General features: G+C 62.5%; 14 protein-coding genes and 1 pseudogene. 7 read left to right on the forward strand and 8 right to left on the reverse strand.

Annotated elements, in window-relative coordinates; all coding sequences use genetic code 11:
* Nucleotides 1-163: 163 nt before the first annotated feature.
* The 5 genes and pseudogenes from NKI63_RS18100 to NKI63_RS18120 form a co-directional block, all read right to left on the reverse strand.
* On the reverse strand, nucleotides 164-475 hold the full coding sequence (locus tag NKI63_RS18100; protein WP_352507195.1) for a UBP-type zinc finger domain-containing protein: 312 nt from the start codon (nucleotides 473-475) through the stop codon (nucleotides 164-166).
* Nucleotides 472-2164, reverse strand: a pseudogene (locus tag NKI63_RS18105) (FAD-dependent oxidoreductase). The gene NKI63_RS18100 and the pseudogene NKI63_RS18105 overlap by 4 nt, the downstream one beginning before the upstream one ends.
* A 360-nt stretch (nucleotides 2165-2524) precedes the next feature.
* The gene (locus tag NKI63_RS18110) at nucleotides 2525-3451 is read right to left on the reverse strand and encodes an NADP-dependent oxidoreductase (protein WP_352507193.1); all 927 of its coding nucleotides are present in this window, start codon (nucleotides 3449-3451) and stop codon (nucleotides 2525-2527) included.
* 113 nt (nucleotides 3452-3564) lie between these two features.
* Nucleotides 3565-4002 (reverse strand): CBS domain-containing protein, encoded by a 438-nt coding sequence (locus tag NKI63_RS18115; RefSeq protein WP_352472517.1) that lies wholly within the window; start codon nucleotides 4000-4002, stop codon nucleotides 3565-3567.
* Between the two features lie 495 nt (nucleotides 4003-4497).
* Complete coding sequence (locus NKI63_RS18120) at nucleotides 4498-5295, reverse strand: AraC family transcriptional regulator (RefSeq protein WP_352822759.1); 798 nt, start codon at nucleotides 5293-5295, stop codon at nucleotides 4498-4500.
* Between the two features lie 277 nt (nucleotides 5296-5572).
* Here NKI63_RS18120 and NKI63_RS18125 point away from each other — a divergent pair, with 277 nt between their 5' ends.
* From NKI63_RS18125 to NKI63_RS18150, 6 genes are all read left to right on the forward strand, one after another.
* Nucleotides 5573-7039, forward strand: a complete 1467-nt coding sequence (locus NKI63_RS18125; RefSeq protein WP_352507192.1) for an alpha-glucosidase/alpha-galactosidase — start codon at nucleotides 5573-5575, stop codon at nucleotides 7037-7039.
* 125 nt (nucleotides 7040-7164) lie between these two features.
* Nucleotides 7165-9249, forward strand: coding sequence for an ABC transporter substrate-binding protein (locus tag NKI63_RS18130; protein ID WP_352507191.1), 2085 nt, complete (start codon nucleotides 7165-7167; stop codon nucleotides 9247-9249).
* A gap of 105 nt (nucleotides 9250-9354) precedes the next feature.
* Nucleotides 9355-10362: an ABC transporter permease gene (locus NKI63_RS18135; protein ID WP_352507190.1), complete on the forward strand. Its 1008-nt coding sequence runs from the start codon at nucleotides 9355-9357 to the stop codon at nucleotides 10360-10362.
* A 1-nt stretch (nucleotide 10363) separates the two neighbouring features.
* On the forward strand, nucleotides 10364-11497 hold the full coding sequence (locus NKI63_RS18140; protein ID WP_352507189.1) for an ABC transporter permease: 1134 nt from the start codon (nucleotides 10364-10366) through the stop codon (nucleotides 11495-11497).
* Between the two features lie 10 nt (nucleotides 11498-11507).
* The gene (locus NKI63_RS18145) at nucleotides 11508-13175 is read left to right on the forward strand and encodes an ABC transporter ATP-binding protein (RefSeq protein ID WP_352689631.1); all 1668 of its coding nucleotides are present in this window, start codon (nucleotides 11508-11510) and stop codon (nucleotides 13173-13175) included.
* A gap of 21 nt (nucleotides 13176-13196) precedes the next feature.
* Nucleotides 13197-14567, forward strand: coding sequence for an alpha-glucosidase/alpha-galactosidase (locus NKI63_RS18150; RefSeq protein WP_352507188.1), 1371 nt, complete (start codon nucleotides 13197-13199; stop codon nucleotides 14565-14567).
* Between the two features lie 112 nt (nucleotides 14568-14679).
* Here NKI63_RS18150 and ftsZ read toward each other — a convergent pair whose 3' ends face one another.
* Together ftsZ and NKI63_RS18160 are read right to left on the reverse strand one after the other, a co-directional pair.
* Complete coding sequence (gene ftsZ / locus NKI63_RS18155) at nucleotides 14680-15687, reverse strand: cell division protein FtsZ (protein ID WP_023677189.1); 1008 nt, start codon at nucleotides 15685-15687, stop codon at nucleotides 14680-14682.
* A 220-nt stretch (nucleotides 15688-15907) separates the two neighbouring features.
* Nucleotides 15908-17026, reverse strand: coding sequence for an NAD(P)/FAD-dependent oxidoreductase (locus tag NKI63_RS18160; protein WP_352507187.1), 1119 nt, complete (start codon nucleotides 17024-17026; stop codon nucleotides 15908-15910).
* A 166-nt stretch (nucleotides 17027-17192) separates the two neighbouring features.
* Between NKI63_RS18160 and NKI63_RS18165 the strand changes: the two genes are divergently transcribed.
* Nucleotides 17193-18569: an aspartate aminotransferase family protein gene (locus tag NKI63_RS18165; protein WP_352507186.1), complete on the forward strand. Its 1377-nt coding sequence runs from the start codon at nucleotides 17193-17195 to the stop codon at nucleotides 18567-18569.
* Nucleotides 18570-18578: 9 nt separating this feature from the next.
* Here the strand turns inward: NKI63_RS18165 and NKI63_RS18170 are convergent, their stop codons facing one another.
* Nucleotides 18579-19673: an alcohol dehydrogenase family protein gene (locus NKI63_RS18170; protein ID WP_352822637.1), complete on the reverse strand. Its 1095-nt coding sequence runs from the start codon at nucleotides 19671-19673 to the stop codon at nucleotides 18579-18581.
* Nucleotides 19674-19675: the final 2 nt, after the last annotated feature.

A 19675-nucleotide genomic window follows, 5' to 3' on the forward strand; every position in this document is an offset into this window, starting at 1 on the left:
TCGTTATCGCAAAACCGCTGCACACTTTTGCGCGACATGCTTTAGAAGGGTTCATCGTTTCACGGAATCGCCGAACAGCTCCATCTTTTGTTTTGACGCAATTCCGGACGAAAACCGTTCACACTTTTTCTGGAATTGCTGTAGCGGCCCGCTCGCAAAAAGCTCAAATGAAGCGCGGTATCGGACCGTTTTGCGGCGTGGTGCGGTCGCCGAGGTCGAGGAAGATTTCGTCGATGTAGCACCATCCCCAACCTTCCGGCGGATCGTAGCCTTCGATGACAGGATGGCCGGTTGCCCGAAAATGCTTGGTGGCATGACGGTTGGGTGAGTCGTCGCAGCAGCCGACATGGCCGCATGTGCGGCAGAGCCGCAGATGCACCCACTGCGAACCGCTCTTCAGGCATTCCTCGCAGCCGAGCGCGCTCGGTGTCACGTCGCGAATGTTCCCGGCGTGCCTGCATTCGTCTGCCATCATACGCTCCTGACCAGTTGTTGCGCCACGGCGAGACTGCCGTTTCGCGCGAGATATGCATGCAGCGCTGCAACCACCTGGGCGCCTTCGCCGACGGCAGCGGCGACGCGCTTGATCGAGCCGGAGCGCACGTCGCCGATGGCGAACACCCCGCCGCGGTTCGTCTCCAGCGCACCACGTTCCTGGCCAATGTCAGGCCCGGTGCGAACGAAGCCCTTCGCGTCCAACGCCACGCCGCATTGCGCCAGCCAGTCGGTGTTCGGATCGGCGCCGATGAACAGGAAGAGGTGGCGGATCGGACGTGCTGTCTCGGTGTCGCGGTTGCGCCAGCGCACTTTGCCAAGATTGCCGTCGTCGCCTTCCAGTGCCGCAATCTGCGTCTCAGCCAGCACTTCGATGTTCGGCTGTGCCCTGACGCGCTCCACCAGATAGCGCGACATGCTCGCATCGAGGCTGCTGCCGCGCGCCAGCAGCCATACCTTCTTCACATGCGCCGCCAAATAGACAGCAGCCTGTCCAGCCGAATTGCCGGCGCCGACCAGGGCTACCTCTTGCCCGGCGCAAAGCCGCGCTTCGATCGGCGAAGCCCAGTAATGCACGGAGGTTCCCTCGAATTGCGCCAGGTTTGCCATGTCGAGGCGGCGATAGCGCGCTCCGCTGGCGATCACCACTGACCGTGCCCGCACGGTCTCCCCGCCGCCGACGGCGAGCGTGTAGTGGGCACCGGACGTGTCGCTTGCGCTGCCCAGCAGCTTCGCCTCGTCCGGTATCACCATCTCGACGCCGAATTTCTGCGCCTGGTTGTAAGCGCGCGCCATCAGCGCCATTCCCGAAATGCCGGTCGGAAAACCGAGGTAGTTCTCGATGCGCGAGGAGGCACCCGCCTGTCCGCCGAAGGCACGGCAATCGAGCACGATCGTCGACAACCCTTCGGAAGCCGCGTAGACGGCCGCAGCGAGGCCGGCCGGTCCGGCGCCGACAATGGCCACGTCGTACAGCTTGCCGGCGTCGATCGGCCTCACCAGGCCGATGCAGCGGGCAAGCTCGTTCTCTCCGGGGTTGAGCAGCAGCTTGCCGTTTGGACAAAGCACGATCGGCAAATGGTGGATATCGACATGGAAGCGTTCGATCAGGGTCCTGGCGCAGGGATCGGCAGCCGAATCGAGAACGCGATGCGGCTGACCGCTGCGAGCCAGAAAACCTTGCAGCCGCAATACGTCGCCGCTGTCGACCGGTCCGACAATGATCGGGCCGGCTGTGCCGCTCTCGAGCAGGCCGATACGGCGCAGGATCAGCGCCCGCATGATGCGCTCGCCGAAGGTTTGCTTCCTGCACCATCAGGTCCCTCAGCCTTTGCGAGGGGATGACGAGCGCCTCGACCGGCTCGATCGCCTCCACATCCACCAGTGAGGGCCGGGCTGAAAGCTGCGCCAACTCGCCAACGAAATTGCCTGCACCGTGCGTGACGATTGTTTCGCGCCGGCCGAAGCTGCCCCCCTGGATGATATCCACCTTGCCGGACAGGACCACGATCAGACCGGGCGCCAGCTCGCCGGCTTTAACGATCTGTTCGCCTGCGGCATAGGACACGGCTTCGCCGAAACGGCCGATGCGGTCCAGGTCCGCCTCAGCCAGCGCTGGAAACATCTGATCGCGACGGGCAATGGAGATCGGATTGGCGGGTTGAGACATGGTTCGAACCTATCGCCGGTTTCCGACAGTTTGAAGCGGTTTTTTGCGGCTTGCGGCCGGTAGGAACCTAGCCCGCCTGTCGGTAAACGCTGTGCCCTTCGCTTCGCAGTTCACTGACGGCGGCCGTGCGACGGTGTCGTCGCGACGTGCCTCACAATCCGTTGCATCTCCTTGATTTGTTTGATTTGCGCATCCCGGCAAACCCGGCGCATGCTGCTTCAGCCGGCATCTACCTAAGCCGGCCAGGCCCGGCGGGCCGTCCTGTGTCAAACTCTCGGCCGCCGGGCTTCTGGACAGCAGAAAACGGCCTGTGTCCGAGCGCTCCGCAAACTGGCCTGCGGCCTGTTGTTCGGCGAGTGCTCAGGCAGCTACCTGAAGCACAATCTTGCCGCGCGTGTGCTGCTTCTCGAGCTGTTCCTCTGCCCTGGCGACTTCCTCAAGAGGATAGATTGCCTGCACGAATGGCCTGACCTTCCCGGCGTCGATGAGGCGGCTGATCTCGGCAAGCTGCGCCGCGTTAGGCTTGGTAAAATAGGAAACGCCGCGAGCCCGATGCAGGCGGGCCTTCTCCGCCGACGGTTCGGAAAGCGTTGAGACGAGCGTCCCGTCGGGCTTGAGCACGTCCCACGAGCGGTCCTGTGTTTCACCCGCTACCAAGTCGAAGACGAGGTCGACGTCCTCGACAACCTCCTCGAAGCGCTGGTTCTTGTAGTCGACCGCCTGGTCGGCGCCAAGCGCGCGGACGAAATCAAAATCCTGCGCGGACACGGTCGTCGCGACAAACGCGCCCGCGGCCTTTGCGAACTGCACCGCCAGGTGACCGACGCCGCCGGCGCCGCCATGGATAAGGACCCGCTGCCCGGATTTGAGGCCGCCGTGATCGAAAAGGCCTTGCCACGCGGTAAGGCCCGCAAGTGGCACCGCGGCGGCTTCGGCGTGGCTTAAGCGTTGCGGCTTCGCCGCCGCCTCCGTTGCCTTGACGACGACATATTCGGCGTTGCCGCCGCGGTCGTTGCCCAGCATGGCATATAGCGGATCGCCCTTCTTCAGCGTATGGGCCCGCGTGCCGCACAGTTCCACCACGCCGGACACGTCGCGGCCGAGCGTGACGGGCAGATCCGCGCCCGAAGAGCCCTTGCGAACCTTGTAGTCGACGGGATTGACGCTTGCCGCGTAGACCTTGAGCGTGACCTCGTCGTCATGGGGCTGAGGCAACGGAACCGCGTCCAGCGAAAGAACCTCCGGTCCACCAAAATCGTGGATACGGACGGCCTTCATAGTAATCATGGCTTGCTCCTCGTCGGGTTGAGTCCAATTCGCCTCTGAACTGTTTCGCCGGCAGGCCGGCGTCTATCAAGCCGGCGGTTCGGTCGTGGCAAAGGCCGGCCGGTGGCGCGCCGTCAGTGTATCGTTTGCGAATGCTCGCCGCCGGGTTGCGAGATGCCGCTCAGCGCTTCACCTGCTGTCGCGGTCTCGCTGTTGGTGGCGAGGTCGCCCAGCGAAACGATGCCGACCAGGCGCTTGTCACGGTTTAGCACTGGCAAGCGGCGCACTTTCAGGTCAGCCATGTTGCGCAGAACATCCTCCGCGTCTTCGTCTTCGAAGCAATACCTGACCTCGGTGCTCATCACTTCCCGTACCTTGGCGTCAGGTGTCTTGCCTTGGGCGACGCCGCGGATTGCGATGTCGCGATCGGTTACCATGCCGACAAGCCGATCGTTCTCGCCCACCGGCATCGCGCCGGCGTCGAGGCGACCCATCATTTCTGCCGCATCGCGCAGGGTTTGCTGCGGACTGGCGATCTCGACGTCCTTTGTCATGCAGTTGCCAACTTTCATTTTAACCTCCGTTGGTTGCAGGGCCCGCCGCCGAATTGCGTGATGGAAGGGTGAATGAGCGCCAGCGCAAAACGTTCCATGGCAAGACCCGTTTCGAGCGCTCCGCCAAATCACCCTTGCCATCCCCCACTCCGACCGCCTTCAGGCGGTCGGCCCGGGAAAGGTCGGCTCCGAAGGAATTTCGGAAGGCGTGCCAGGAGGAACTCCAAGTGGCTCCTGGTCCGGCGTCGGAATTGGATCCGGCGAGGGCGGGGGTACGCCTGGAGGTTCTCCCGGCGGAGTCTCCGGCGGGGCAGGCGGCCGGGCCGGCTCCGGATTGGGATTGTCCGGCAGTGGATTCGGGTTATTCGGATCGGGGTTGTTCATCGATCACTCCCCTGACATCTGTGGCCTGATCTCCGCCAGAGCGGAGTGCGGCCGCGGCGAGCGGGCTCTCTTGTCCTAAACCGAGGGGAAGCAAAAGCGTTCCCTCACCTGGTGCCAAGCGGGGCCAATCTATCGGGCGGTTCCCAGGCTGGCATACATTCCGTTGGTGCGGAATTGCGTCGGGTTGATGCCGTAGAGGCGGCGGAAGACCTTGGAAAAATAATTGGCATCCTCGAAGCCGCACATGATGGCGACCTCCTTGACCGGCAGGAAATCGGCCTTGGTCAGCAACTTCGCCGCGCGCTGCAGTCGCTGCTGCAGCACGAATTCGGCGGGCGGAAGTCCCTCGCTCTCGGCGAAGCAGCGCGAGAAATGCGCGCGGCTCAGGCCGCTGATCTCGGCGAGATCGGCAACGCGGAGCGGCCCGTCGAGATTGGCCCTGACGTGGTCGATGACCGGCTGCATGGCGCTCTTGTCGTCGGTGACGGCATGCGAGCCGAAGACATCGTCGTAGAGCGCCATGGCGGCTTCATAGGCGACGGCCGAGGCGGCTCCCGGCGAGACCGCGCCCGTGATCAGGCGTACGCTGCAATCCGCGAGATGATCGATCGTCGAGGGCTGCAGCCGCAGCACCGGACCGACGGCGGCAAGGATCGACTTGTGGATGCGCAGTGCCTCCTCGCCGTTCATCGATATCCAGAAGAACTCCCAGCGTTCGCCCTTGGCCAGCCAGTAACGGTGGTTGTGCGGCACGAGAACCAGCAACGTATCGCCCTTTTGCAGACGGTAGTTCCGGTTCTCGTAGCGCAATCGGCCGGTGCCGCTGATCGTATGCTGGAGCACGGTAAACCGCGTCTGGCCGCGCTTGCGCCCATCCCAGTCGTAGACCTCGTTCTCGCGCACTTCATAGCCGGTGCTTGTCGGCATGGTGTGTAGGCGCTGGCGCCCGCGCGGCAGCGATACCGTCCTGCCCGCCGGCCCGATGTCGATCAAGTTCCGCAGCACAAAATTACCCCTAAAAGCATAATCCTTCTCTGGTCGCGTGCCGAATTAGGCGCATAATCCCTCGAGAAAAGCAAAAGAAACCGCGGTCAACGAGCGGATGGGAGGAAGTGCCGGATTCCAGCCTGCATAATGGGGCAGGCGGGCCAGGCCTCTTTTCGCCGCCTTTGCCCTAGCGTTCGATCAGGTCGAGGTGAGGCTGATGAGTTTCAAGATCGCTATTATCGGTGCGGGAAGCGTCGGGTTCACCAAGAAGCTCTTCACCGACATTTTGTGCGTTCCTGAATTCAGGGATGTCGAATTCGCACTGACCGATCTCAGCGAACGCAACCTCCAGATGATCAGGTCGATCCTCGACAGGGTCGTCGAATTCAACAGGCTGCCGACCAAGGTTACGGCAACGACCGACCGCCGTGCCGCCCTCGAGGGTGCCCGCTACATTATCAGCTGCGTTCGCGTCGGCGGTCTCGAAGCCTATGCGGACGACATCCGCATTCCCTTGAAGTATGGCATCGACCAGTGCGTCGGCGACACGATCTGCGCCGGCGGCATCCTCTATGGCCAGCGCAACATTCCGGTAATCCTCGATTTCTGCAAGGATATCCTCGAAGTCGCCGAGCCTGGGGCGAAATTCCTAAACTACGCCAATCCGATGGCCATGAACACCTGGGCGGCGATCGAATATGGCAAGGTCGATACCGTCGGCCTTTGCCACGGCGTCCAGCATGGCGCCGACCAGATCGCCGAAGTGCTCGGCGCCAAGTCGCGCACCGAGCTCGACTACATCTGCTCCGGCATCAATCATCAGACCTGGTTCATCGACCTGCGTCTCAACGGCCGCAAGATCGGTAAGGACGAACTGGTTGCCGCCTTCGAGGCGCATCCGGTCTATTCGCAGCAGGAAAAGCTGCGCATCGATGTCCTGAAGCGCTTCGGCGTCTATTCGACCGAAAGCAACGGCCATCTTTCCGAATACCTGCCCTGGTATCGCAAGCGGCCGGACGAAATCACCCGCTGGATAGACATGTCCGACTGGATCCACGGCGAGACCGGCGGCTACCTTCGTTATTCGACCGAAACACGCAACTGGTTCGAAACGGAGTTCCCGCAATTTCTGGAATCCGCCGCCAGGCCGATAGACCCCGCCAAGCGCTCCAACGAGCATGCCAGCCACATTCTCGAGGCGCTGGAGACGAACCGCGTTTATCGCGGCCATTTCAACGTCAAGAACAACGGCATCGTCACCAACCTGCCGCAGGACGCCATCATCGAGTCGCCCGGCTTCGTCGATCGCTTCGGCATCAACATGGCTGCAGGCATCACGCTGCCGGAGGCCTGCGCCGCCACTTGCACTTCCTCGATCAACGTCCAGCGCATGTCGGTTCATGCGGCGATCTCAGGCGATATCGACCTGCTGAAGCTCGCCGTCCTGCACGATCCGCTGGTCGGCGCGGTTTCGACGCCGGAAGAGGTTTGGCAGATGGTGGACGAAATGGTCGTCGCCCAGGCCCGCTGGCTGCCTCAATATGCCGATGCGGTGCCGGCCGCGAAGGAGCGGCTTTCCAAATCCAGGATCAAGACCCGTGAATGGGCCGGAGCGGCACGGCGCGACGTCCGTTCGATCGAGGAACTACGTGCGGAAAAAACAGCTCTCAAGCAGGCCGTCTGAATTTCGCCAGGACGGATCGCGGCAAGCTTTCGGGAGGAATTTTCGGCACCGCACCCGGAAGTACATTCGTTCGAGGAGAAATGGAGCGGCGTCAACGCGCTCCTGAACAACAGAGAGGAGAGACGATGAGGAATTTCCGAAACATTGGCATTCTCGCCGGGCTGGCGCTTAGCGTCTCGGCCTCGGCCCTGAACGCGTATGCATCCGAGCCGACCGTGCCGCCGGTGCCCGCGCAATTTCCGGCCGAGGGAAAGATCAAGTACGTCGCGCGCGACTCCATCCTGGAGTTCAAGGCACTTCCGGAATACCACGAACCCGATTGGGTCACCGACAAATACGTCAAGGCAGGCAAGCTGCCGCCGGTCAAGGACCGGTTACCGAAGGAGCCGCTGGTCTTCAAGACCGGCAATATGCCGGACGGCGTCGGTGTCTACGGTGATACGATGCGTCATGTCATCGGCGGCCGGCCGGAGGGCTGGAACTATGGTGCCGGCCAGACGCAGGGCTGGGGCGGCATCGACATCGGCCTTTCCGAATGCCTGACGCGCACCGCGCCGCTGTTCCAGGTCGAGGCCAAGGACACGGAGCCGCTGCCGAACCTCGCCAGGAGCTGGGACTGGTCCAAGGACGGCCACACGCTGACGATGCATCTGGTCGAGGGCGCGAAATGGTCGGACGGCGTTCCGTTCAACGCCGACGATGTGATGTTCTACTGGGACGACGAGGTGATCGACCCTAATGTGTCGCCGCTGAACGGTGCCACGCAGGAGACCTTCGGCGCCGGCACGACGCTGAAGAAAATCGACGACTACACCGTCGAGTGGACGTTCAAGGACGCCTTTCCGAAACAATACCTTTACGCCATGGCTTACGGCACCTTCTGTCCGGGCCCGTCGCATATCCTCAAGCCGCAGCATCCGAAATATTCGAAGAACACCTACGAGCAGTTCAAGAACGCCTTCCCGCCGGAATATATGAACATGCCGGTGATGGGTGCCTGGGTGCCGGTGGCATACCGCCCCGACGACATCATCGTCATGCGTCGCAATCCGTACTATTGGAAGGTCGACGAGAAGGGCAACCAGCTGCCGTATCTCAACGAGTTGCACTACAAATTGTCGACCTGGGCCGACCGCGACGTTCAGGCGGTATCGGGGGCGGGAGACTTCTCCAATCTGGAGCAGCCGGAGAACTTCGTCGCCTCGCTGAAGCGCGCGGCACAAAAGGACGCGCCGGCACGGCTTGCGTTCGGTCCGCGGCTGATCGGCTATAATCTGCGCATGAATTTCTCAGCCAATGGCTGGGGTAACCCCGACGAGCGCGGACAGGCGATACGCGAGCTGAACCGCAACGAGGATTTCCGCAAGGGCGTCACCATGGCGCTCGACCGCAAGGCGCTCGGCGACTCGCTGGTCAAGGGTCCGTTCACTGCCATCTATCCCGGCGGCTTCTCCTCGGGCACGAGCTTCTACGACCGGAAGTCGACGGTCTACTACCCCTTCGATCTCGAAGGCGCCAAGGCGGAACTCGCCAAGGCAGGCCTAAAGGACACGGACGGCGACGGCTTCGTCAATTTTCCTGCCGGCACCGCCGGCGGCAAGAATGTCGAGATCGTGATGCTCGTCAACAACGATTACACCACCGACAAGAGCCTCGCGGAGGGCGTCGTCGGTCAGATGGAGAAGTTAGGTATTCGCGTTGTCCTGAACGGGTTGAACGGTACCCAGCGCGATCAGGCCAATTACTCCGGTCGCTTCGACTGGCTGATAAGGCGCAACGAAACGGAACTCACCTCGGTCGTGCAGAACACCGAGCAACTGGCGCCGGTCGGCCCACGCACCAGCTGGAACCACCGCGCTCCGGAAAACGGCCAGGTAGATCTGATGCCCTTCGAGAAGGACCTTGTCGATATCGTCAACAAGTTTGTCTCGGCGCAGGACAATGACCAGAGGGCCAGCCTGATGAAGCAGTTCCAGAAGATCTCGACGGAACACGTCTATACCGTCGGGCTCACCGAATATCCCGGCGCGCTGATCATCAACAAACGTTTCTCCAATATCCCGCAGGGAACGCCAATCTTCATGTTCAACTGGGCCGAGGACTCGATCGTCCGCGAGCGGGTCTGGGTGGCCGCCGACAAGCAGCAGAAATATGAGCTGTTTCCCGAACAGCTTCCCGGAAAGCCCGGGGACAAGGGTCCGACGAACTGAGTTTCCTCCCCTGACTTGAAAATTCCCGGCCGCGCTGCTGGCGCGGCCGGGACAAAGCCAGCGGTGAGGGATAACTGAGAATCTGAGCGAGGAGCAAAACGGTCGATGCTGCGATTTCTGCTTATGCGCATAGCATGCGCAATACCGGTTCTCGCCATTTTGAGCGTGGTTACCTTCGCGATCATCCAGGCACCGCCGGGTAACTATGCCGACTATATCCGCTTGCAGCTCATCAACCAGGGTGGAGCCTCCTTTGCCGAGGCCGATGCTCAGGCGAAGGCTTACAGCGTGGAGCACGGCCTCGATAAGCCGGTTCCGCTCCAATACCTGAACTGGATCGGCGGCATCATCACCCGCGGCGATTTCGGCCACAGCCTGTATTACAACAAGCCCGTCGCCGACGTGGTTGGCGAGCGGCTGCCGCGCACGCTGCTGCTTGCGCTTGTCTGCCACCTGTTGGCATCGGTGCTGGGCATCGGCTTCGGCATCTGGGCGGCGACCAGGCAGTACAGCTGGATCGACAGTACGCTGTCAGCGATTTCCTTCCTCGGAATGACGGTACCGCGCTTCCTGATGGCGCTGATCATCGTCTATCTGCTGGTCTTCCAGTTTAACGTCTCCGAGATCGGCAGCTTCTTTTCGCCGCAATTTGGCGGGGCGCCGTGGTCCTGGGCGAAGTTCGTCGATCTCGTCCGGCATGTCTGGCCGGTGGTCGCCATCGCGACCTTCGGCGGGCTCGCCTACAACATGCGGGTGATGCGCGGCAATCTGCTCGACACGCTGAACGCGCAATATGTCGAGACCGCTCGCGCCAAGGGCCTCAGCGGCGGTGCGGTCGTCATGCGCCATGCGGTGCCCAATGCGCTGCATCCGCTGGTTATGTATCAGGGCGTGGTGCTGCCCTATATGCTGACCGGCGAGATCGAGACGGCGATCATCTTTGCCCTGCCGACCGTTGGCCCGGCGATCGTCGGCTCGATGGCGGTCGGCGACGTCTATGTCACGGCGACCTTCATGATGGTGCTGTCGGCGACGCTGATCGTTGGCAACATCATCGCCGACATGCTGCTCGTTATGCTCGACCCGCGTGTGCGCCAATATGCAGGGTCCTGAGATGCTTGCCTTCGAGCCCTCGCTGCCGCCACTTGCCGAGGAACCGGCCAAGATCAAGCCGCGCGGCAATGAGAGCTACATCGCGCTCGTCTGGCGCCGCCTGAAACGGTCCTGGACCGGCATGGCCGGGCTCATCCTGGTCGCGTTTCTGGTGCTGCTGGCGGTGTTTGCCGACTTCTTCGCACCGATGGATCCCAAGGTGACCGATGTCGGCTTTGCCCCGCCGCAGATGATGAGCTTCCATGACAAGGATGGCAACTTCGTCTTCCAGCCACGCGTCTATGCCCTGGCGGATTCGGAAGACCTCGACCCGGTTACCTTCCAACCCGTCGTCGGGCCGGACTACGACCATCCGCGGCTGCTCGGCTTCTTCGTCAAGGGAGCGGAGTACAGACTGCTCGGCCTGCTTCCCGCAAACCGGCACTTTTTCGGCTCGACCGACGGCCAGCCGGTGCATTTCCTTGGCACCGACAAATTCGGCCGCGATGTGCTGGCTCGTGCGATCTATGGTTCGCGCATCTCGTTGATGATCGCATTGACGGTGGTCTTCATCGTCACCGTGATCGGTACGACAGTCGGCATGGTGTCGGGCTATTTCGGCGGCACATTCGATGTCTGGGTCCAGCGCTTCGTCGAACTGGTGCTCGCATTTCCGCAATTGCCGCTTTATCTGGCGCTGACGTCGCTTGTTCCGGTGACGGCGCCGACGAATGTCTTCCTGGCCTTCGTGATCGTCGTCATGTCGGCTCTCGGCTGGGCGCAGATGTCGCGCGAGGTGCGCGGCAAGACCTTGGCGCTGGCGCGGATCGACTACGTCCGTGCGGCGATGGCGGTCGGCGCCACCGACGGCCGCATCATCATGCAGCACATTTTCCCAAACGTGATGAGCCACGTCATCGTTGCCGTCACATTGGCGATCCCCAGCGTCGTCCTGCTCGAATCCTTCCTCGGTTTTCTCGGCTTCGCGGTGAAACCGCCGCTGATCTCCTGGGGCCTGATGCTGCAGGACACCGCGACCTATTCGGTCATCGGCACCTATCCCTGGATCCTCTCGCCGGTCGGCTTCGTGCTTATCACCGTCTTCGCGTTCAACGCGCTTGGCGATGGATTGCGCGATGCGGTCGATCCGTATTGAGCGTGACATGATGCAACACGCGCTCGTCAAATCCTTCGCACCTCCTGTCCGGCTCGACCATGACGGCCGTTCGGAAAAACCGGTCATCGATGCCCGCAACATCGCCGTCGATTTCAAGGTCGAGCACGGCATGGTCGAAGCCGTCAAGGACATCTCCTTCCAGCTCTATCGCGGCGAGACGATCGCCATAGTCGGCGAATCAGGATCGGGCAAGTCGGTGACGGCGCGCACCGTCATGGGACTGTTGTCGAAACGCGCGGTCGTGTCGCCGAAATCGACTGTCGAATACAACGGGGCGAACATCCTGAAATTTTCCGAGCGTGCGCGGCGCAAACTGCGCGGCGACCGCATCTCGATGATCTTTCAGGAGCCGATGAGTTCGCTCAACCCGATCTACACGATCGGCAGCCAGATCGTCGAGGCGATACGGGTGCATCGCAAGATGAGCCGCAGGCAGGCCGAAGCAAGAGCGCTCGAGCTGCTGCAGCAGGTACAGATTCCTGAGCCCCAGGCGCGGCTGAAGCAGTACCCGCACCAGCTTTCCGGAGGCCAGCGCCAGCGTGTGATGATCGCGATGGCGCTGGCCAACGATCCCGATGTGCTGATCGCCGATGAGCCGACGACGGCGCTCGACGTCACGGTTCAGGCGCAGATCCTCAATCTCATCCGAAACCTGCAGAAGAAACTGCGCATGGCGGTGATCCTGATCACGCACGACCTGACCGTGGTGCGGCAGTTCTCCGACTATGTCTACGTCATGCAGCATGGGGAGATGCGCGAGCACAATGTGACGGAGAGGCTGTTTGCCGATCCGCAGCATCCCTACACCTGTCACCTGCTTGCCTCCGAGCCGCGCGGCCAGGCAAATCCGTTGCCGGAAGGCGCCGACGTCATTCTTGAAGCCAAGGATGTGCGCGTCTCGTTCATGCTGCGGCATGGCACGTTCATGAGGCCGGATCTGCGCGAACTCGTCGCCGTCGACAGTCTCAGCCTGACCCTTCGGCGGCACGAGACGCTGGGTCTCGTCGGCGAATCCGGATCGGGCAAGACCACCTTCGGCGAGGCGTTGCTCAGGCTCAACACCACGGACAGCGGCGAGATCTATTTCGATGGCCAGCCGATCCATGGCTGTTCACGTTCGCAGATGCGGCCGTTGCGGTCGCGCATGCAGGTCGTCTTCCAGGATCCGTTCTCGTCGCTCAACCCACGCATGACGATCGGCCAGATCATCGAGGAAGGGCTGGTCGTCAACCGAATCGGCGCCACCAGGAACGATCGGATAGAGCGGGTGCGCGAGGCGCTGATCAGCGCCGGCATGCCCGGCGATATCCTGTCGCGCTTCCCGCACGAGTTTTCCGGCGGCCAGCGCCAGCGTATTGCGATTGCCCGCGCCGTCGCGCTCGAACCGGAATTCATCGTACTCGACGAGCCGACATCGGCACTGGATCTCTCCGTCCAGGCGCAGATCATCGAATTGCTGCGCAAGCTGCAGCGCGAACGGGGCCTGAGCTACATCTTCATCTCGCACGACCTCAAGGTCGTTCGGGCGCTGTGCCACCGCGTCATCGTCATGCAGCACGGCAAGATCGTCGAAGAGGGGCCGGTCGACGAAGTCCTGTCCCATCCCAAAACCGCTTACACCGAACGGCTGGTCAAGGCCGCTTTCGAGGTAGCCTGATTGCTTAAGCCGGAGGTCGTTGTGGCAAGAAATCCCAAGGTCGCTTTCATCGGAGCTGGCTCGACGGTGTTCATGAGGAACATCGTCGGCGACATATTGCAGCGTCCGGCCTTATCCGGCGCGACGATCGCACTGATGGACATCAATCCGCAACGGCTCGAGGAAAGCGCAATCGTGGTCGGCAAGCTGATCTCGACGCTCGGCGTGAGGGCCAAAGCCGAAACCTATTCGGACCAGCGCAAGGCGCTGGCGGGCGCCGATTTCGTCGTCGTCGCCTTCCAGATCGGCGGCTACGAGCCCTGCACCGTCACCGACTTCGAAGTTCCGAAGAAATACGGTCTGCGCCAGACCATCGCCGATACGCTCGGTGTCGGCGGCATCATGCGCGGCTTGAGAACCGTGCCGCATCTCTGGAAGATCTGCGAGGACATGCTTGCAGTCTGCCCGCAGGCGATCATGCTGCAATATGTCAACCCGATGGCGATCAACACCTGGGCGATCGCTGAGAAATACCCTGACATCAAGCAGGTGGGCCTCTGCCATTCGGTGCAAGGCACGGCGATGGAACTGGCGCATGACCTCGACATTCCCTACGAGGAGATTCGCTACCGCTCGGCCGGCATCAATCACATGGCCTTCTACCTGAAGTTCGAGCACCGCCAGCTGGATGGCTCCTATCGCAACCTCTACCCGGATCTGCTGCGCGCCTACAGCGAAGGGCGGGCGCCGAAGCCGGGATGGAATCCGCGCTGCCCGAACAGAGTGCGCTACGAGATGCTGAAGCGCCTCGGTTACTTCGTCACCGAGAGCTCCGAACATTTCGCGGAATACACGCCCTATTTCATCAAGGACGGGCGCGACGACCTGATCGAGAAATTCGGTATCCCGCTCGACGAATACCCGAAGCGCTGCATCGAGCAGATCGAACGCTGGAAGGGGCAAGCGGAAGCCTATCGCTCGGCTGACAAGATCGAAGTGGAGCAGTCGAAGGAATATGCGTCCTCGATCATGAACTCGGTCTGGACCGGCGAGCCGTCGGTGATCTACGGCAACGTCCGCAACAACGGCTGCATCACGTCATTGCCATATAATTGCGCGGCCGAGGTGCCATGCCTCGTCGACGCCTCCGGCATTCAACCCACCCTCATCGGCGACCTACCGGTGCAGCTCACCGCGCTGATCCGCACCAATATCAACGTCCAGGAGCTGACGGTCCAGGCGCTGATGACCGAGAATCGCGAGCACATCTATCACGCGGCGATGATGGACCCGCACACGGCGGCCGAGCTCGACCTCGACCAGATATGGTCGCTGGTCGATGATTTGCTGGTTGCGCATGGCAATTGGCTGCCGGCCTGGGCGCGTGGAGCGCGCAGCGTTCGGGCGGCCTGAGTATCGGATACAGCTCGCGAGCAACCGTCGGCTGATAGGAAGTCATCGACGGCGCGCGGCCCTGGTGACGCGAGGCTGGCAGTCGGCTGAGCGAGTTGCACGCGATACGCGTTCAGTTCATGCGAACTTCCGGTTCGGCCAGCAGCGGAATCTCCAGGCCACGCCGCAAGCCGGTCGCTACGACCGATACCCTGAATTTTCCGGCGAGTGCCTTGTCGAAGATGGCGCCGACGATGATGTCGGCATCGTTGTCGACCTCCTCGCGGATGCGGGTAGCGGCTTCGTCGACCTCGAACAGCGTCATGTCCATGCCGCCCGATATCGAGACAAGGACGCCCTTGGCGCCCATCATCGAAGCTTCGTCGAGCAGCGGGTTGGCGATTGCCGCTTCCGCCGCCTTCTTGGCGCGGCCTTCTCCTGCGGCTTCTCCGGTTCCCATCATGGCGCGGCCCATGTCGCGCATCACCGACTTTACATCGGCGAAGTCGAGATTGATCAGGCCTTCCTTGACGATCAGATCGGTGATGCAGCCGACACCCGCATAAAGAACCCGGTCGGCCATGGCGAAGGCGTCGGCGAACGTGGTTCTGGCGTCGGCGATCCTGAACAGGTTCTGGTTGGGGATGACGATGACGGTATCGGCGCTTTCGCGCAGGCGCTCGATGCCCTCGTCGGCAGCGTACATGCGGCGCCTGCCTTCGAAGACAAATGGCTTGGTAACGACGGCGACGGTCAGTATTCCGGCTGCCCGTGCTGCCTGCGCTATGACAGGCGCGGCACCGGTGCCGGTTCCGCCTCCCATGCCGGCGGTCACGAAGCACATATGCGTTCCAGCAAGGTGATCCATGATCTCGTCGATGGATTCCACGGCCGCGGCACGGCCGACCTCGGGCAGGGACCCGGCGCCGAGACCTTCGGTGATATGAGCGCCCAACTGGATCAGCCTCGTTGCCTTCGACATGGCAAGGGCCTGGGCATCGGTGTTGGCGACGATGAACTCCGCGCCCTGCAGGCCTTCGGCGATCATGTTGTTGACGGCGTTGCCGCCGCCGCCGCCGACCCCGACGACGGTGATCTTGGGCCTCATCTCCGAGATTACCGGCCTCGTCGCGGTGTTCATTGCCGTTCTCCCTGGATACGCCGAGTGGTCGCTGGAAGCTTGTTCCGGGCGCACTGCGAAAACTTTGAACCGGGCAGTGCGAATCAGGACAGCCCAGAATGCAGGGAATCAGAGCGCGGAGCGGGCTGCAAGTGCGCGATGTGCCTCATAGGCGACTTGCGCCTGAAAGTTCACGCAATGCGCCTTGATACAGTGCAGATCGTTGCGCGGGCGCCGCACGCTACAAGTTCGGCGCGAGGCACTGCGCGACATGGTCGGCAATCGCCAGGCAGGAGGTCAGGCCGGGGCTTTCGATGCCGAACAGGTTGACCAGGCTATCCACGCCGTGCACCGCCACGTCCTGGATGAAGAAGTCGGCATTGGCCTCACCGGGACCGGACAGTTTTGGCCGGATGCCGCTGTAAGCGGGCTGCAGGCTGTCATCGGCCAGGTCCGGCCAGTATTTGCGGATCTCGCTGTAGAAGCGCTCGCCACGAGCCGGGTCGACGCGATAGTCGAGTTGATCGATCCATTCGACGTCCGGCCCGAAGCGGGTGACGCCGTCGAGATCGACCGTCAGATGAACACCGAGCCCGCCGGGTTCGGGCACCGGATAGACCAATCGCGAGAACGGTGCCCGGCCGATCACCGAAAAATAATTGCCCTTGGCATAATGGAGCTTTGGCACGAATTGCTGATTGAGCCCTTCTAGCGAACCTGCAAGTGCTGCCGCGCCAAGCCCGGCGGCATTGACGAAACGCGGAGTGGTGATTTCGAAGCGCTCGCCGCCTGCAGCGTCCACCGTCTCGAGCACGACGCGGCCCGCTTCGATGCGGCCGGAGGCGATGCGCGTGTTGAGACTAAGTGCCCCCCCGTGCGCTTCGGCATCAGCCAGCAAGGCGAGCATCAGGGCATGGCTGTCGATGATCCCGGTGGCCGGCGACAGCAACGCTGCCGTACACCTAAGGCTGGGCTCCAGCGCATGCGCCTCGGCTTCGCGCAACGGCACCAGGTCGCCGGCGCCGCAAGCGCGTGCATTGGCCCGGATTGAGGCGAGCACCGGCTCCTGTTCGGCATTTGTGGCAACGATGAGCTTGCCGCAGCGCGCGTGCGGGATCGCCCGCTCCTCGCAATAGCGATAGAGTCTTTCCCGGCCGGCCACGCAGAACAGGGCTTTCAGCGATCCAACCGGATAGTGGAGGCCGGCATGGATGACCTCGGAGTTGCGCGAACTTGTCCCGGTGCCGATAGCGTTCTCGGCTTCCAGGACCAGCGTATCGATGCCGCGCTGCGCCATCTCTCGCGCGATCGCCAGGCCTACAACACCGGCGCCGGCGACAATGCAGTCGACATGGTCCACGGTTAGGTCAAGCCGAAGTTCTGCATGCGTCCACCCATCCGCTGGCCCTGTCGAAAGCGCTTGACACTATACCGTTCGAGAAAGATGCATCAAACGGCATAACGCACGGGGACCTGCCGAGCCGGACCGGGGGCAGGACTGTTCCGCGTGCAGCACAGGAGCCGTCATGGACGCACGACCGAATTCACCCGAAGCCCGCGACATAAGCTTTCACATGCATGGCTATACGAATGCGCGCAAGCATCAGGAGTCGGGGCCGCTCGTCATCGAGAAGGGCGACGGCATCTATGTCGAGGACCTTGCCGGCAACCGCTATATCGAGGCGATGGCGGGGCTCTGGAGCGTCGCGGTCGGTTTTTCGGAGAAGCGGCTGGTCGATGCGGCAGTACGGCAAATGTCGAAGCTGCCTTACTATCACGATTTCGGCTCCAAATCGCATTCGCCGCTGATCGATCTCGCCGAGAGACTGGTGCAGATGGCGCCGGTGCCGATGAGCAAGGCGTATTTCACCAATTCCGGTTCCGAGGCCAACGATACGGCCATGAAGATGATCTGGTACCGGTCGAATGCGCTCGGCCAGGCGGCGCGCAAGAAGATCATCAGCCGCAAGAAGGGCTATCACGGCGTCACCATCGCCTCGGCAAGCCTGACCGGACTGCCCAACAACCACACCTCCTTTGACCTGCCGATTGCCAATGTGCTGCATACCTCGACGCCGCACCATTGGCGCGAGGCGCTGCCGGGTGAAAGCGAAGAGCTGTTTTCGACGCGGCTTGCCGACGAGCTGGAAACGCTGATCCTCGCCGAAGGACCGGAAACCATCGCCGCCTTTTTCGGCGAACCGATCATGGGCGCCGGCGGCGTCATCGTTCCGCCTTCCGGCTACTGGGAGAAGATACAGGCGGTGCTGTCGAGATACGACATCCTGCTGGTCGCCGACGAGGTGATCTGCGGCTTCGGCAGAACAGGTGAGATGTTCGGCTCGCAGACCTTCGGCATCAGGCCCGACATCATGGTGCTGTCGAAGCAGATCTCTTCGTCCTATCTGCCGATCTCAGCCCTGCTGATCAACGACAAGGTGTTCGAGCCGATTGCCGACGAAAGCAATCGTATCGGCACCTTCGGCCACGGCTTCACCGGCGGCGGCCATCCTGTTGCGGCAGCGGTCGCGCTCGAGAACCTGAAGCTGATCGAGGAGCGCGACCTTGTCGGCAATGCGCGTGCGGTCGGCGCGCATATGCAGAAGCGGCTGCGCACGCTCGCTTCGCACCCGCTTGTCGGCGAGGTGCGTGGCATCGGCCTGATCGCGGCGGTCGAACTGGTCGGCGACAAGGCGAACAAGGCGCCGTGGGGGAAGACCGGTGAACTGGGCGGGCTCGTCAACGGCTTCATGCAGCAGAACGGCGTCATCTCGCGCAATATGGGCGATGCGCTGGCTTTCTGCCCGCCGCTGATCATCACCGAGCCGCAGGTCGACCAGGTGATCGACGCGTTTGAACGGTCGCTCGAGGCCGCCGCCAAGCAGGTGCGACCACAAAGCTGATCAGGCTATTCAGCGGCCGATGGCATCCGGTACGACCACCAGCTTGCCGACGAAATCCTTGGCGATGAAATCGGCCTGGGCGCGATGGAAATCGGAGAGCTTGTAGACGCCGCCGACCAGCGGCCGGATCTTCTTCTCCTCGATGTAGCGCACGATGCGGCGGAAATCCGCCCGTGTGCCCTGGCTCGAGCCATGCAGTTGGAGCTGTTTCAGATACATGGTGCGCAGATCGAGCTGCACGACCGGGCCGGCAATCGCGCCCGCCGTCGTGTAGCGGCCTTCGGGCCTGAGGATGCGCAGCAGGTCGTTGAAGATCGCGCCGCCGACGAGGTCGGCCACCACGTCGATCGGCCGGCCGCCGGTCGCCTCGTTGACGGCGGCCGGCAGATCGGCAACGCCGCGGGTGATCACCGCCTCGGCGCCGATGTCACGCACGGCCTGTTCCTTGCCCTTGCCGGCAACCGCATAGGGAATGGCGCCGCGTGCCCGCGCCAGCTGCACGATGCCTGAGCCGACGCCGCCCGAGGCGCCGGTGACCAGCACGCGCTCGCCGGCTTTCAATGCGGCGCGTTCCAGCATCTGCTCGCCGGTGAGATAGGCGCAGCAGAAAGTGGCAAGTTCGACGTCGCTCAGATCGGTGCTGACGACATGGGCGTTCTCGGCCGGCACTGTCTGGTACTCGGCATAGCCGCCGTCGCGGCCGTGGCCCATATAGTCGATGTCGGCGAGTGAATCGTCGTCGCGATTGTAGATGGAGAAATCGACCATCACCCGCTCGCCGATGCGGGCCGGCGACACGCCGTCGCCGACGGCAACGATGTTGCCGACCGTGTCGGTGCCCTGGATGCGCGGGAAGGTCAGTGTGTTGCCTTGCCGCCGCCATGTCGAGACGGCGGCTGCATCCTCCTCAGTGCCATAGGCGCCCTGGCGCACCCAGACATCGGTGTTGTTCATGCCGCAAGCGGTGACCTTGATCAGCACCTCGCCCGGAGCGGGCGAGGGCACTTTGACGTCGGTGCGGTAGACGAGCTTTTCCGGTCCGCCGTGCCCGATCAGCTGCACGGCGGCCATGGTGGCGGGGAGGGTCTTGGTCATGGCATTCATGT

It is taken from the genome of Mesorhizobium sp. M0410 (assembly GCF_040321435.1).
GTDB lineage: Bacteria > Pseudomonadota > Alphaproteobacteria > Rhizobiales > Rhizobiaceae > Mesorhizobium.

Excerpts from the sequence above, each read along its gene's own strand:
- NKI63_RS18165 (WP_352507186.1), top strand. The coding sequence starts at position 17,193 with ATGGACGCACGACCGAATTCACCCGAAGCCCGCGACATAAGCTTTCAC.
- NKI63_RS18130 (WP_352507191.1), top strand. The coding sequence starts at position 7,165 with ATGAGGAATTTCCGAAACATTGGCATTCTCGCCGGGCTGGCGCTTAGC.
- NKI63_RS18125 (WP_352507192.1), top strand. The coding sequence starts at position 5,573 with ATGAGTTTCAAGATCGCTATTATCGGTGCGGGAAGCGTCGGGTTCACC.
- NKI63_RS18110 (WP_352507193.1), bottom strand. The coding sequence starts at position 3,451 with ATGATTACTATGAAGGCCGTCCGTATCCACGATTTTGGTGGACCGGAG.
- NKI63_RS18100 (WP_352507195.1), bottom strand. The coding sequence starts at position 475 with ATGATGGCAGACGAATGCAGGCACGCCGGGAACATTCGCGACGTGACA.
- NKI63_RS18135 (WP_352507190.1), top strand. The coding sequence starts at position 9,355 with ATGCTGCGATTTCTGCTTATGCGCATAGCATGCGCAATACCGGTTCTC.
- NKI63_RS18115 (WP_352472517.1), bottom strand. The coding sequence starts at position 4,002 with ATGAAAGTTGGCAACTGCATGACAAAGGACGTCGAGATCGCCAGTCCG.
- NKI63_RS18145 (WP_352689631.1), top strand. The coding sequence starts at position 11,508 with ATGCAACACGCGCTCGTCAAATCCTTCGCACCTCCTGTCCGGCTCGAC.
- NKI63_RS18120 (WP_352822759.1), bottom strand. The coding sequence starts at position 5,295 with ATGCCGACAAGCACCGGCTATGAAGTGCGCGAGAACGAGGTCTACGAC.
- NKI63_RS18170 (WP_352822637.1), bottom strand. The coding sequence starts at position 19,673 with ATGAATGCCATGACCAAGACCCTCCCCGCCACCATGGCCGCCGTGCAG.
- ftsZ (WP_023677189.1), bottom strand. The coding sequence starts at position 15,687 with ATGAACACCGCGACGAGGCCGGTAATCTCGGAGATGAGGCCCAAGATC.
- NKI63_RS18140 (WP_352507189.1), top strand. The coding sequence starts at position 10,364 with ATGCTTGCCTTCGAGCCCTCGCTGCCGCCACTTGCCGAGGAACCGGCC.